The sequence below is a fragment of the Thermococcus thermotolerans genome (assembly GCF_024707485.1).
GTDB lineage: Archaea > Methanobacteriota_B > Thermococci > Thermococcales > Thermococcaceae > Thermococcus > Thermococcus thermotolerans.
The window spans coordinates 817,522-830,788 of record NZ_CP102602.1; the positions used below are offsets into that span (position 1 = coordinate 817,522).

General features: G+C 53.0%; 14 protein-coding genes. 9 read left to right on the plus strand and 5 right to left on the minus strand.

Going from position 1 to position 13,267, the window contains the following annotated elements; genetic code table 11:
• Positions 1 to 51 precede the first annotated feature (51 nt).
• The 8 genes from NUS69_RS04730 (at position 52) to NUS69_RS04765 (ending at position 8,610) form a co-directional block, all read left to right on the plus strand.
• Entirely contained in the window at positions 52 to 1,017 is a 966-nt protein-coding gene (locus NUS69_RS04730) for a thiamine-phosphate kinase (RefSeq protein WP_258084955.1), read from the plus strand.
• 41 nt (positions 1,018 to 1,058) lie between these two features.
• The gene (locus NUS69_RS04735) at positions 1,059 to 1,940 is read left to right on the plus strand and encodes a lysylphosphatidylglycerol synthase transmembrane domain-containing protein (protein ID WP_258084956.1); all 882 of its coding nucleotides are present in this window, start codon (positions 1,059 to 1,061) and stop codon (positions 1,938 to 1,940) included.
• Complete coding sequence (locus NUS69_RS04740) at positions 1,916 to 3,142, plus strand: glycosyltransferase family 4 protein (RefSeq protein ID WP_258084647.1); 1,227 nt, start codon at positions 1,916 to 1,918, stop codon at positions 3,140 to 3,142. The genes NUS69_RS04735 and NUS69_RS04740 overlap by 25 nt, the downstream gene beginning before the upstream one ends.
• On the plus strand, positions 3,139 to 3,861 hold the full coding sequence (locus NUS69_RS04745) for a polysaccharide deacetylase family protein (protein ID WP_258084648.1): 723 nt from the start codon (positions 3,139 to 3,141) through the stop codon (positions 3,859 to 3,861). The genes NUS69_RS04740 and NUS69_RS04745 overlap by 4 nt, the downstream gene beginning before the upstream one ends.
• A 24-nt stretch (positions 3,862 to 3,885) precedes the next feature.
• On the plus strand, positions 3,886 to 4,932 hold the full coding sequence (amrS, locus tag NUS69_RS04750; RefSeq protein ID WP_258084957.1) for an AmmeMemoRadiSam system radical SAM enzyme: 1,047 nt from the start codon (positions 3,886 to 3,888) through the stop codon (positions 4,930 to 4,932).
• A 2-nt stretch (positions 4,933 to 4,934) separates the two neighbouring features.
• A complete protein-coding gene (locus NUS69_RS04755) occupies positions 4,935 to 5,759 on the plus strand; it encodes a hypothetical protein (RefSeq protein ID WP_258084649.1) in 825 nt (274 codons plus the stop codon).
• A 199-nt stretch (positions 5,760 to 5,958) separates the two neighbouring features.
• Positions 5,959 to 7,782: an S-layer protein gene (locus tag NUS69_RS04760; RefSeq protein ID WP_258084650.1), complete on the plus strand. Its 1,824-nt coding sequence runs from the start codon at positions 5,959 to 5,961 to the stop codon at positions 7,780 to 7,782.
• Between the two features lie 45 nt (positions 7,783 to 7,827).
• Positions 7,828 to 8,610, plus strand: coding sequence for a hypothetical protein (locus NUS69_RS04765; protein WP_258084651.1), 783 nt, complete (start codon positions 7,828 to 7,830; stop codon positions 8,608 to 8,610).
• Here the strand turns inward: NUS69_RS04765 and NUS69_RS04770 are convergent.
• On the minus strand, positions 8,600 to 10,345 hold the full coding sequence (locus NUS69_RS04770; RefSeq protein ID WP_258084652.1) for a radical SAM protein: 1,746 nt from the start codon (positions 10,343 to 10,345) through the stop codon (positions 8,600 to 8,602). The genes NUS69_RS04765 and NUS69_RS04770 overlap by 11 nt on opposite strands.
• A gap of 75 nt (positions 10,346 to 10,420) precedes the next feature.
• On the opposite strand from NUS69_RS04770, the gene NUS69_RS04775 reads away from it, so the two are divergent.
• Positions 10,421 to 10,975, plus strand: coding sequence for a ferritin-like domain-containing protein (locus NUS69_RS04775; protein ID WP_258084653.1), 555 nt, complete (start codon positions 10,421 to 10,423; stop codon positions 10,973 to 10,975).
• Here NUS69_RS04775 and rsmA read toward each other — a convergent pair whose 3' ends face one another.
• The 4 genes from rsmA to NUS69_RS04795 form a co-directional block, all read right to left on the minus strand.
• Complete coding sequence (rsmA, locus tag NUS69_RS04780) at positions 10,976 to 11,797, minus strand: 16S rRNA (adenine(1518)-N(6)/adenine(1519)-N(6))-dimethyltransferase RsmA (protein ID WP_258084654.1); 822 nt, start codon at positions 11,795 to 11,797, stop codon at positions 10,976 to 10,978. It abuts the gene before it with no gap.
• A complete protein-coding gene (locus NUS69_RS04785; RefSeq protein WP_258084655.1) occupies positions 11,794 to 12,414 on the minus strand; it encodes a DUF655 domain-containing protein in 621 nt (206 codons plus the stop codon). The genes rsmA and NUS69_RS04785 overlap by 4 nt, the downstream gene beginning before the upstream one ends.
• A 69-nt stretch (positions 12,415 to 12,483) precedes the next feature.
• A complete protein-coding gene (locus NUS69_RS04790) occupies positions 12,484 to 12,846 on the minus strand; it encodes an RNA polymerase Rpb4 family protein (RefSeq protein WP_258084958.1) in 363 nt (120 codons plus the stop codon).
• 2 nt (positions 12,847 to 12,848) lie between these two features.
• Positions 12,849 to 13,145: a 50S ribosomal protein L21e gene (locus tag NUS69_RS04795; RefSeq protein ID WP_258084656.1), complete on the minus strand. Its 297-nt coding sequence runs from the start codon at positions 13,143 to 13,145 to the stop codon at positions 12,849 to 12,851.
• Positions 13,146 to 13,267: the final 122 nt, after the last annotated feature.

Here is a 13,267-nt window from a genome sequence, read left to right on the forward strand (position 1 = left end):
AGCTTGGCGAAGGCTTTAAATCCCAGGACCTAACTGGGAGTGGGGATAACGGTGGAGAGGGAGATAATCGAGCTCTTTATGAAGCACCTCAAAATCCAGGGGGATTTACCTCTGGGTGACGACGCGGGGGCGATTAAGCTTGGAAACGAGTGGCTCGTAGCGACGAACGATATGCTCGTGAGAAAAACGGACGTGCCGGATATAATGACGCCAGAACAGGTCGGGTTTAAGGCCGTTACCATGAACGTCAGCGATGTCGCCGCCATGGGTGCGAGACCGGTGGGGTTCCTCTTTTCCCTTGGAGTCCCCGGGGACATCGATATGGACTATCTGGATGGGGTTGCAAGGGGAATTGGAGATGCCCTCGAATTCTACAACCTTCCCGTCCTGAGCGCCGATACCAACGAGGCAGACGATTTGATAATAGACGGGATAGCCCTCGGGAGAACGGGGAGACTTCTCAGAAGGAGCGGAGCGAGGCCTGGAGACCTCGTCTGTGTAACCGGTGATATAGGACGGGCTCTTGCGGGGCTCCTCCTCTGGAAGCATGGGGTTGATGTGCCCGGAAGAATAAGGAGGTCCCTCTATGAGAAGCTCCTCGAACCCAGGGCGCGGGTTGCCGAGGGTACTGAACTGAGCGGCTATGCAAACGCCGCAATAGACATCAGCGATGGACTCTCCAAAGAACTTCACCTCCTGGCAAGGATGAGCGGTGTAAGGATAGAAGTCGATGCCGAGAGGCTCCCCGTGAGAAAGGAAGCTGTCGAAGCCGCCCGGGCGCTCGGAATAAGTGCCGTTGAGATGGCTCTCGCCAGCGGTGAGGAGTTCGAACTCGTCTTCACAATACCCGAGGAGGTGGCAGAGAGCCTTCGGGTAGAGTTCACAGTAATAGGACGCATCGAAAAAGGAAACGGTGTATACATTACCATCGGTGGAAAAAGAAGGGAGATGCCCCTCCTTGGATGGGAGCATCTTAACAGGAAGGTGTATGGGACATATAGAACTTTGTTCCGATAACGTTTTAAAATGTCAAACCGGACTTAAGGCAGGTTGTGACTATGCTTGAGAGTATCGCAACATCGGCACGGCAGTATCTCTCAGTCGTAGGAACCGCTTCCATTAAGTATCTGACTCTGGCGTTCCTCACATATTATGTGAGTGTCGTTCTCTACGGCATCCGCTGGAAGCTCGTTCTGAGGGGTATCGGTAGGGACGCCCCTCTTCACGAACTTGTCAAGGCAATCCTTGCCTCGATTTTCATGAACAACGTTACTCCAATGAGCAGGAGCGGCGGAGAACTGCTCCGGATGGCGTGGGTGTCTAAAAAAGCTAACATCCCCGCTGGAATCTCGGCGGTCAGCATAATCTACGAGCGCATACTTGAGACGATCCCGGTGTTTGCACTCTTCCTCACTGGAATGGCATACTTCTCATCGGAAGAGCCGGTCACCTTTGTGATTCTTGGGATGGCGGGAATATCCTTGATCTGGATTAAATGGGACTCCTTCGTCAGTCTCTCACTCCGCCTGTTCAGAACCCCCGTGACCCCGGAGGAGATGAAAAAGATAACAGCCCTTAAAAACATGCACAGTCTCAACATTATTGCGGTTCTGCTCAGCTCTACAGTCTGGCTCCTTGATGTAGTCAGGCTAAAGCTCATAACACTCGCCTTTGGCCTGAACTTGGCCTGGACCCTCATAGCGGTGGTTTCAATAGCCAATCTCCTGTTCGGTCTGATAGCCTTTACTCCCGGCGGTGTTGGAATAATAGAAGGGGGTCTTGTGGGAACACTCACTTACTTTGGAATTCCTACGGCGCTCGCGGTTTCAATAACCCTCCTAGAGCGCTTTGTATCGTACGTTGCCAGCAGTCTAGTGGGACTAGCGGTGCTCCTGACGTCCGGAGGGGTCGAAATATGGAAGGCCTTAAAATCGCAATAGCAAGTGACTGGTTCTATCCTAAAATCGGAGGAATAGAGTCTCACATCGATGAACTCGCCCGCAATCTCATCCGCATGGGGCATGAGCCCTACGTCCTGACCCACGATTACAGATACATGAAACCATATATCGACAGCTTTCCCTATCCAGTACTCAGGTTTCCTGCAACCCTGTATTTCCGCAGTTATCACTCCAGTGTGGGCTTTACACAGTTCTGGAGGGTAAATGAACTCTACAAGGAAATAGGCTTTGATATAACCCACGTCCACAGTATATACTCTCCCTTTGCGATTGCCGTGTCCAAGATATCCCGGGGAATACGGAACGTTCCCGTTGTGGCCACAAACCATTCGTTCTATGGGAACCCACCCCTTGACTTCCTCATTGGGGCCTTTGTTAGGCACCACCTCAAAAGGATAGACACATTCATAGCCGTCAGCACTCCAGTGGCCGAAGACACGCGGAACCTGCTCGGAGAAAAACTCCAAGGGCGTCCAGTAGTTGTGGTGCCCAACGGGATAGACACCAGAAAATGGCGTCCTCCAGAACCTGAGGAGAGGGAGAATGCCAGAAAGAGCCTCGGCGTCAGAGACGAAATCGTAGTTCTGTATCTGGGCAGGATGACCGAGAGAAAGCAGGCACACAGGATACCGCTCATGATAAAGGGGGCCCTAAAGAAGAGCGGTCTCCCCAAGAGAAGTGTAAGGCTCGTCATGATAGGTGACGGGCCTATGCGTCCTCTCCTTGAGAAAAATCTGCGTGAGACCGGCATCGGCGAAATAACCGAACTCTACAGCTTTATCGAGAGAGGACGGCTTCTGCCCCTTTACTGGGCCGCGGACATGGTGCTGATGCCCGGAATACTCGAAGCCTTTCCGGTAGTTGGGCTGGAGGCCATGTCAACCGGAAGGCCTGTAATCGGGAGAAACGAAAGCGGTCTTTCGGACATGATAGTCAACGGGGTTACCGGCCTTTTAGCAGAGAGCGAGGAGGGTATGATGGAGAACCTTGCCACCGCGTTTCTGGACAGGGAGGGGCTTATAGCGATGGGCAGGGAAGCACGCAAACGTGCAGAGAAGGAGTTTTCATGGGACGTTGTTTTGGGCAAGCTCCTCAGGATATACAAACGCACAATCGATATGAGGGACGAGGTTGACAGGAGGTACGTCCTCTACAAGCTGGTCCGGGGGATCGATTCATGATAGTCTCAATAACCTTCGATGTGGAGCATGACTGCCCTCCGTATCTCACGACCACGAGAGGAATGGAGAAAGGACTCCCAAAGCTCCTCGACCTAATGGCGGAGAAAGGGGTAAAAGCCACGTTCTTCTTCACCGCGGAGATGGCAAGGCGCTTTCCCGGACTGGTCAGGCGTGTCATCGATGAGGGACATGAGCTGGGGAGTCACAACTACAACCACGAGCGGCTGGACAGGCTCACAAGGGACGAGGGTGAAAAGGCCATTGAAAAGTCCCTTAAGGTACTGCGTAAGTTCGGGGACGTGGTCTCATTTCGTGCCCCCAACCTTCAGTTTCCTAATTACTATTATGATATACTGGCAAAAAACGGCATCCTGGTGGACTCGTCAAAGGCAACTTACAAGGGCTACCGCCAGGGTGTGCGGTTCTTTGGGGAGATCCTTGAGGTCCCCGCTTCAACCACTTCCTCCGTCATACGGCTCCCCTGGAGGATTCAAAGGATTATTCACCCCCGCCTGAGAGAGCCCCGAGTCTACTTTGCCCACCCGTGGGAGTTCGTCCCCATGCAGAGGGAAAGGATACGGTGGGACTGCAGGTTCAACACGGGAGATAGGGCACTTGGGCTCCTCGGGAGGCTGATAGACTACTACAAGAGAGAGGGGGCAGAGTTCCTGACAATGGGGGAGTACTACGAAAGGTACCAAAAACTTAAACGGAAGTGAGCCTACTACCCTCTGGTGAGACCTATGCGGGAGGCCATGTACTGGGAGCCGCTTGAGGGAGGAAGGGTAAGGTGCAGACTGTGCCCCCTCAACTGCATAATAGATGAAGGTCAGCGCGGCTCCTGCAGGGTGAGAAAAAACATCAACGGTAAGTTATACACGCTCAACTACGGCAAAGTATCGGCCATAGGAACAGACCCCGTCGAAAAGAAGCCCCTCTTCCACTTCTGGCCGGGTTCCTGTGCCCTTTCCATAAGCTCCGTAGGGTGCAACATGCACTGCAGGCACTGCCAGAACTGGGAGATAAGCCAGGCGGATGAGGACTTCCCGTACCTCCACGAGGCTACACCAGAAGGAATAGTTGCCCTTGCTAAAAAATACGGGTGTGAGAGCATAGCCTACACATACAACGAACCGGTCATTTGGTACGAGTTCGTCCTTGAGGCGGCCAAGCTGGCCAAAAGGGAGGGGATACACAACCTGCTGATAACAAACGGCTACATAAACGAGGAGCCCTTTAGGGAGCTCGCTCCATATGTGGACGCCATGAACATCGATATCAAAGCCTTCAGCGATAGGTTTTACATGAAGATAGCAGGCGTCCCGGGCGGTGAACCGAGCAGGAGAACCGCAGAGATAGCCAAAAAGGAGTTTGGAATCCACGTTGAGCTAACGTACCTGATAATCCCGACGTTGAACGATGGGGAAGATGAGATTAGGGCATTTGTCCGCTGGGTGATTGAAAACCTCGGCGACGATACCCCCGTTCACTTCTCCAGGTTCTTCCCCCACTACAGGCTGAGTCATTTACCCCCAACTCCCGTTGAGACTGTTGAAAGAGCTTATCGCCTCGCTAAAGAGGAGGGGCTCAAGTTTGTCTACGTCGGCAACGTCCCTGGCCATGAGGGCGAGAACACCTACTGTCCCGGCTGTGGCAAACCTTTAATAGTCCGCTGGGGATTCAAAATCACCGAGTACCATGTGAAAGGGGGAAGGTGCGAATACTGCGGTGAACCCATCCCCATAGTGGGTACGTATCAAAAGAAGCGATATAACTGGATGTGGTGGTGAAATTGGCTGAGATTGAGGTTATTTTTTACATCGAAGGCATAGGTAACGACAAGAAAGTTTTAGAAAGGGCTCTGGAGGAGACTGCCAAAAACCTCCAGAATGAAAAGGATGTCAGAATTAAGTACGTAAATCTCGAAGAGGTCATGGAGAGCTCAGAGGAAGAGCTTCTTAAGTATTCTGGAGTCATAGAGGCCCGATTGGAAGGAACGCTCGGAGATATAGTCCGTTTAACCCTACGGTACTCTCCAGCCGTTGTGGAAGTTCTGAGACCCGGAAAGCTGGAGATCGAGTCAAAAGACCTCATGAAGACCCTCGGGGAGATCTCGCTGTTTATGGGGAAGCTCATGAAGCAGTTCGGCGGTCTGGCAGTTTATCCCAAGCTCGACGACATTCCTGAGCCGAAGATAGGCTACTCCAGGGAGGAGATTGAAGAGCTGATCGTTGAAGACAGGAACATTCTCTACCGCTTCGTTGTTGAGGTCTTCGGGGAGAACGAAGAGGGCATAAAGACAACAATGGCCAAGGCACTGTCGATAGAAGGGTGCAGGATAAACAAGCTTGTCGTCCAGGGGCAGATTGAGGGGGAGGAGTTCAAAGGTCTTCTCGCGGCCGAGCTTCTTTCACCGTTTGAAACGCTTGTTCAGCTGACCGCAAAGTACGCCCCCGTTGCCATCTCAATACTGGAGCCGGAGATTATAGACATCACGGCCAACGAGCTCCAAAACACATTAACTGACCTTGGTGGCTTCGTTAACGAGCTAGTTACAAGGCCTGTGAAGAGGCAGCTCATGGAGAAGAAGAACACGGAGTTCAAATTGAACCCATGATATTATCGGCAAAAGGCGAAAAGCCTATAGGCATTTAATTAAGCTCCCTTTCATTTTTACGGCAATGAGCGAGCTTTTTTTAAGCAGAGAAAGGGTCTGAAAGCGAAAAGTATATATACCCTAACCGGGTAGAAAGTCATTGACAATGCATATTAGACCATCCTAGGGCGTAAGCCCAAAGTTAAGGAGGTGTTGGGAAATGAAAGTGAAGAAGATCGCGGCCCTTGCAATTGGTGCCGCAATGGTTGGAGCCACCATGGGCTTTGCCAGCGCTCAGCCGACCGTTCCGAACATACCGAAGGACTTCTTCGTTAACGCCGATGGAACCCCGAACGTTAAAATCGTTGTTGGAAGTACCGCTGCTGCTATGGACGTTGCCAGCGCCGCCGACATTGCCGTTGCCCTCGGCAGCCTGCTCTACACCACCGAGCAGGCCGAGGTTCAGAACGGCTACGTCAAGGTTAAGGCCGAGTACCCGCCGGCCACCGTTGCCGAGTGGACAATCTACGCCTACAACTACGACACCATGACCGTTGACCACGGCCTCACCATCAACGGTAGCGAGAACTGGGCCACCAAGTACGAGGAGCTTCCGGGCGACTACTGGTGGAACGGCGCTGCCTACGTTGACACCTACGCCCAGTGGAAGGACTGGTTCACCGTCACCACCACCCTTGCCGACAGGGACAAGATCAACGACGAGCAGCTCATCGACTGGCACATCACCCTCAGCAAGATAGGCCTCAAGTCCAAGGACCCGAGCACCTGGGACGAGACCAGGCCGCCCAAGGACGCTGACCTCGTCGTTACTCCGGGCAACGTCACCGTCTTCGTTGACTACAAGCTCTACAACTACAGTGTGACCACCACCGAGCAGGTCAGGGACGAGTACCCCGAGTGGGGCGTTCCGGCTGACTACCAGAACGTTACCAACTACTACATTGGCGACGCCGAGAACGTTGCCGCCGACGGTGGAACCATCGTCAGCACCTACAGCGAGGGCGTCGGTGCCGGTGACACCTTCACTGTCTTCGGCGAGACCTACTACGTCCTCAGCGTCGACAACGGCCAGTTCACCGCTGGTCTCGACAAGGGTACCGCCTGGTACCAGGTCGGCCAGCCGCAGGCCATCGAGGGCACCGACTGGATAGTCACCGTCCTCGACATAAGCATCATCGACCAGAGGGCCCTCGTCGTCGTCAAGAACGCCGTCACCGGCCAGGAGAGCGACCAGCTCATCCTCACCAAGGACTCGGCCGTTGACGTCTTCGGCGACGGAAGCGTTATCCTCACCCTCAGGGACACCTTCGTCGGTATCGACGGCCACCTCATCGCCAGCATCGAGGCCCAGGTTGACGTCAAGACCTACCAGAGCGCCGACACCATAACCTACGACGGCAAGACCTGGGAGATGACCATCAGCACCGCCAACGTTAGCGGCACCTGGTACATCACCAACATCACCCTCACCAACAAGGACACCCTTGAGGGCAACCCGGTCGACATCTTCGGCACCTACGACCTCTGGTACCACTTCCAGCTCAAGACCCTCAACGAGAAGGACGTTGGATACGACATCGACGGCAACGGCACCATCGACGACGTTGACCGCGTCGTCGCCTATGCCCACATCTGGCTCAAGGAGAAGCAGGGCACCGTCGTCGAGAAGGAGCTCGCCGCTGGCGACCAGGTCCTCGACACCGACTACTACGTCGAGGGCATCTACGGCGACGTCACCATGATCAAGCCGGTCGCCCAGCCGATAACCATCATGGACTACGAGGTCAACATGGACGACCCGGGAAGCAACCTCATCCTCATCGGCGGTCCCGTTGCCAACAGCGTTACAAAGTACCTCGTTGACCAGGGCATAAGCCAGGTCGACTGGTACAACAGCCCAGGTGACATCGAGTACATACAGGGCGCCCTTGGCGGCTACGACGTCGTTATCGTCGCTGGTGCCACCAGGGACGAGACCAAGGCGGCCGCTGAGGCCCTTATGGAGTACCTCGCTGGCCTCTGAGGCCCTTCCCTTCTATTTTAATTCCCTTTTCTGGGGGTTTTAGCATTGGATCAAAAGAGACTCATAGCGGTTCTTATAGTCCTTATAGTGGTCGTGGCTCCAATCAGCTACGTGCTTTACTCGTACCACAGCTTCAGCGGAGTGATTAACCCAGGAGTACCGAAAGCCTCAACCCACTACGTAATGATATACACTCCCTCAGGTCAGTTCTATGCCCTGACTGCGGAGCAGTACCAGAAGCTGATTGAGGAGGGTACAAAACCCCCGGCAGGCTCAAAGCTTTTCAACATCACGGTGGACAGCTATATCACGGGTAGCCCCGAGGTCGACCTCAACCTGACAGTCAGGAGCTTCTACAAATACTTCACGATCGTGATGGGAGACCCCTCTGTAACCAACTGCAAGGACTCCCCCCAGCTGTACGTGGGAGACTGCAGGTATAGAACCCTCGCCGTTTCGGAGATATCCGGAGTGGTCTCCAACATATTTACAACGAACTACTACCTCAAAGGACTCCAGCTGGGATACGACAACGCCACTGCCAAACAGTATGCCTTTAACCAGACGTGGCTCAGATACAGAAAAGTCTACCTGAACTTCTGGACCAAGGTGGACATCGGTCGCGGTAAAATAGGGAACGAGAACCACCTCGCCGTTATCCTTATCGGCCCTGCAGAAGGTGCCAAGGAAAACAGGATATTTGCCCCTCGCAGGGGCGTGCTCGTGATAGAGGGAACCACAGACGAGGCACTGAGGGCAGAGGTCATCCTTATCGAGAACATCATCAGGTTCTCATGGCCCCAGAACGGCACGACCACTACAGGGTGATTATATCCTCCAGCATCTCCCTTTTCTCCTTCCCCACAACATCAAAAAACTCATCTTTGCTCCTAAACGGCCTCCTGGAGAGTATTCCCACGACGTTTCTCTTCCCAACACCTGGGAGATACTGGAGAACCTTTGAGGATTCAGTATTCACATTCACCGGCACGGGGATTCCGGTTATGCTCCTGAATCCATGGTCGACTATTAAAACGTCGTAAAATCTGTCCAGTTCAACCTTCTTGGGAATGCCAACTACCAGGGGATAGCTTCCTATCTGCCTCCCGTAGGTGAGCCCATTGTCAAACACTTCGGCACGGACATCCCGAAGCACCGTACCAACGGGGACGACGCGCTTCAGCATTGGGAGGTCTATCTCATGCCGTATTTTATACTTGTAGTGCTGGATGAGCTTTTTGTGCTTCTCAGTCTTGAGCTTACCTTTTAGATGCCACAGCGGCGTGCCGGGGAACACGACAACCTGCCGGATGTTTATGCGCCTAACCATTAGGCCATCGTCCAGTATGCGCTTCAGGAACTGGAACGTCAGCTCATAGCTCCTCTTGGTCTCCCCCGGCAGACCAAAGAGGATGTTTATTCCGGGAAGAAGCCACGGCATCCCGTTTGGCCCTCTTCTTCCGCCGACCTCGTTGAGTATCCTGACGGCTTCATAGGTTTCTTCAGCGGTCGCGTTTAGGTTGTTCAGCCTGGCCACTTTCGGGTCGGCACTTTCGAGACCGAAGGCAACCACGTTACCTGGAGTCCCGTATTTTATCAGGGCCTTTGCTATCCTGATGGCATCCTCCGGATAGTTGGCTATAACCGCTGGATTGGCGTTGTCTACATGGAGGGTTTTGACGCCGGGTGCGGCGGAACGGATTCCAGCAAAGAGTTTCTCAATCGCCTCGGGATTTGGAATCGGAACGCGGCCGTTCGGCTCCGCCATGTAAGAGAATATACAGCTCTGCCGTCCAACACGGAAGTGCTTAACACCCAGCCTGTAAAGGACTTCGACCTCGTCCACTATATCTTCTATGGGTCTGTCCTCGATCGAGCTATACCTCACCGGTTCGGTGCAGAATGAGCATCCACCAATTCCAGCCGCCTTTGGACACCCGCGCTGGGTCTCAATCTCAACTATAACGAAATCGGGGTAATCCGGAAACTGTCTAACGACTTCGGCACCGAGGAGGGCGTAGTCCCGCAGTTCATCATAAGTCCTAAAACGGAAGGGGTCTGCCTCATTTGGATCCTTGATGAAGTCGTGGAGAAACGCCTCCAAATCCCCGTAGACGACATGGTCAAAAACCGCACTGGCCAGCATCAGCTCACGGGAACCAACCTTTGTGCCGCCGCCGTGCGCGGAGCCCATGAAAGCGGGCCCACCGAGTATCTTAATACCTGTGAAAGGTTTAAGAAACCTCGCAACCTCCTCCACCTGCGACGGCACCGCGGAGAGATATTTGCCCGGAGTGTGGAGCCCACCTATGTAAACGAGAACGTCGGCCTTTTCTAGTATTCTCCTCGTCTCAGGGAAGTTTGGAGTTTTATTCTTGGTGGCTACTCCCTCCTCCCCCCCAAACGTTGCCCTGAGGTCATCTATGGTCAGATAAAACACTTGAGCGTCATGTCTGGCCTTCTTGATGGCGCCGTAAGCATAGCGGGGATATATACCCAGATACGGGGGAACACCCAGCCCAGCGGGCTCGTCGGTGTAGCCATCGATGATAGCTATTATCATGGTCTGGACTTCTCGGATTATCTTAAAAAAGAATCGCTGGCGAAAGGTATAAACGTCCTAGTGCCCCAAGTATTTATGGGGAACTGTATGGGGAAAGTTCGATATAGAACTGAAGGGGAAAAGGCCAGGTTTAAAAAAATACTGGAAGCAATTTCCAAACTCAACCACATGGAACTTCTTTCATATTGGATGGAGCAGGAAGTCAAAGAGGCTGAAATGTATTACAAATTATACCAGCTAAGCAAAGAGGTAAACTGGGATGAACGTGTTTCAAAACTTTTTTACCAGCTTTACAAGGAAAGCCTTGGACATGCAGAAACGCTACTCAGGATGTTCCATGAGATGTTCCCTGGCAAGAAGCCCCCGAAAATTAGCCTCCCTGCCTTGGAAGTGGAGCTCTCTGAGGAACAGCTGAGGGGCATGGTATATCGAGGAGACGTAAAAGACATCCTAGAATACCTTATGGGAACCGAACGTCTCGCCCACGATGTGTACAGATACCTCTCGGATAAAGCCGTGGACGAAGACTCTAAAGCAACCCTCGTATGGCTGGCCAATATAGAAAACGGACACTATCAGAAACTACGCCGTTTATACGCCACCCTGTTCGGAGAGGAACCGTCGGGATGACTACTTAAGGAACCCCTCTGCCCTCAAGAACTCCTCAATGTCCCTGACTTCCTCGGGAGATAGCTGAAAGACGCGCTTCTCAGCATGAGGCATCCCCGAAAACGCACCCTTAACCTTTTTGAATTCCTCTCTGCTCAGACCCAGCATGTGATGGGACTTCTTCAGAGCCGCCAGAACTGTACTCCGACGGTGCTGGAAAAGTGCCCTTACCAGGTTTTCGTTGAGTTCTATTCTCTCATCCGGAGGCTTGGGTTCCAGTATCACAACTGCAGAGTCCACCTTCGGTCTGGGCCAGAAGGCCCCTCTACCGATCTTCTCCACAAGCTCAGCGTGGGCCTTTGCCCGAATCATAAGAGACAGGCGGGAGTAATTTCTATCACCTGGCTTTGCCACCATTCTCTGGGCGAACTCCAGCTGGTATATGAGAACCGCCCGTTCAAATTCATACCTCAAAAAGCGGAATGTTATGGGGGACGAAATCTGGTACGGGAGGTTTGAAACTATCTTGTTAAACTCGGGGAACTCGACCCTCAATGCATCGCCCTCTATTATCTCGACGTTCGGCCAGTCATACTCTTTCCTTAGTATCTCAACGAGGCGATGGTCTTTTTCAATGGCGGAAACTTTTCCGGCGTGTCTGCTCAGAGCATCGGTGAGAACTCCGAGACCCGGGCCAATTTCGAGAACGCGGTCTTTTTCGTCCAGTTCCGCCCTTTCAACGTTCCTTTCGATTATATCCTGAACTACCAGAAAGTTCTGACCGAGGTCGGAGTTGGCCTTCAGATTGTACTTGGAAATAAGGGAAAAAAGGCGCTCTCTCATACGCGGAATATCCTCCTTGAACCGACGAAGAGTCTGTATCTGTCCTTACCTTCGAGTTCATCGACGACTCTCTTGGCTATCATTTTCGCCGGATCCGGGAGACCCTTGACACGGTGACGGAGATCCTCGAAGCTTTTGAATGGTTCCTTTTTGCGCTCGTCGAGTATTTCCCACATGTGCTTCTTCCCTATGCCCGGAAGCAGTTCTAGACTGTGGAGTCTGTTGGTTATGGGGGGAGCGACGTTGAAGAACTGGATAAAGCGCTCCTCATTATTCTTGACTATCTCCTCAACAACGTACGGCAGTTCGGCTTTAGCGGTGGCAGTGAGGTCATCGTAGTGGATCTTTCTGTTTATCATGAGAATCTTATCCCTCTGCCCCTTACCGATGAAAACCCTTTCATAGAGCATGAGGTCCTCCTTGGGAGCAACCTCAAGGAGTGTGAAAGCCTTTTCACCTATAACCTGCGCCACGGGCTTCCCGCTTCTCCTTCCGGTGCTTAAATCAGTGTATCCCTCCGGCAGATAGTCCAGCACGTAGGCATACTCCTCATACTCAACATTCCGCCTCTTCTTTTCGAGGCTTTCCCTGTAAGAATGTCTCCGGTACCTATCCATAGTCTCTCCCCCAGAAATTATACCCCCAAGGAGTTTTTATACTTTGTCTAGGAAAAGGAAAAGAAGAGGTCACTCCCTGTAGTCGTCGAGGAGCCTTATTATCTCCCCGGCTTCCTCTTTGGTGGGCATGTAGTCCTCCTTGCTGAAGATCACCCGTATGTCAAAGTAGTCCTCGGGCATCAGGTCAACGAGCTTCGCGGCGAGCCTCTCGTCCATCCACTCGAAGAGCTCCATGAGCCTTTCCTTCAGCTCAACCGCCTGCTCGGGTTTAAGCTTGGCAAAGCGCTCGGCATGCTCAAGGCTGATCCTGGCCTCGTAAAACATCGGCTCCTCAGGGTTCTCCTCCATACCCTCGGCCTTGCGCCTTTCGAGGAGCTCCTTGGTTTCGGCTACCGTAAGGTACCGCTCCTCCAGTTTTTTCCTCCCAATCATGCTCATCCCTTCTGGGCCCTGAGGTGGACCGGGTGAATGAAGAATGTCTTAACCTTTCCTCCCTCCTTAATCTGGACGATGTAGGCATCGCCGCGCTTACCAACTACAGTCCCGGTTCTTCCGTGGAACCTCGGGTCGGGCATTCCCCTGTGGTAGCTCGGCTCGATAACTATGTGAACCTTCTGCCCGGTCTCAAACTCCTGAAGGAATCTGGTGAGAGGCGGAAGCCCCCTTCTCCTGGGGCTCTTGCTGAGCTTCCCGCGGGTCTTCCTCCTAAAGCTGTGGGCCTTTTTGACCATTCCTACCACCTCACGGATTTTTATCCATCGCGCAACGGACGCAAAGACGTATCCAGCTTTTCGAACCTTTTCAGCATATCAACTAAGCCTGTTATGGCTTCGCTATCCAATCGGAGAGAACC

What these genes read in the sequence shown, in the direction of transcription:
- NUS69_RS04735 (WP_258084956.1), top strand. Translation starts at nt 1,059, where the DNA reads ATGCTTGAGAGTATCGCAACATCGGCACGGCAGTATCTCTCAGTCGTA.
- NUS69_RS04740 (WP_258084647.1), top strand. Translation starts at nt 1,916, where the DNA reads ATGGAAGGCCTTAAAATCGCAATAGCAAGTGACTGGTTCTATCCTAAA.
- NUS69_RS04745 (WP_258084648.1), top strand. Translation starts at nt 3,139, where the DNA reads ATGATAGTCTCAATAACCTTCGATGTGGAGCATGACTGCCCTCCGTAT.
- amrS (WP_258084957.1), top strand. Translation starts at nt 3,886, where the DNA reads ATGCGGGAGGCCATGTACTGGGAGCCGCTTGAGGGAGGAAGGGTAAGG.
- NUS69_RS04760 (WP_258084650.1), top strand. Translation starts at nt 5,959, where the DNA reads ATGAAAGTGAAGAAGATCGCGGCCCTTGCAATTGGTGCCGCAATGGTT.
- NUS69_RS04770 (WP_258084652.1), bottom strand. Translation starts at nt 10,345, where the DNA reads ATGATAATAGCTATCATCGATGGCTACACCGACGAGCCCGCTGGGCTG.
- NUS69_RS04775 (WP_258084653.1), top strand. Translation starts at nt 10,421, where the DNA reads ATGGGGAACTGTATGGGGAAAGTTCGATATAGAACTGAAGGGGAAAAG.
- rsmA (WP_258084654.1), bottom strand. Translation starts at nt 11,797, where the DNA reads ATGAGAGAGCGCCTTTTTTCCCTTATTTCCAAGTACAATCTGAAGGCC.
- NUS69_RS04785 (WP_258084655.1), bottom strand. Translation starts at nt 12,414, where the DNA reads ATGGATAGGTACCGGAGACATTCTTACAGGGAAAGCCTCGAAAAGAAG.
- NUS69_RS04790 (WP_258084958.1), bottom strand. Translation starts at nt 12,846, where the DNA reads ATGATTGGGAGGAAAAAACTGGAGGAGCGGTACCTTACGGTAGCCGAA.
- NUS69_RS04795 (WP_258084656.1), bottom strand. Translation starts at nt 13,145, where the DNA reads ATGGTCAAAAAGGCCCACAGCTTTAGGAGGAAGACCCGCGGGAAGCTC.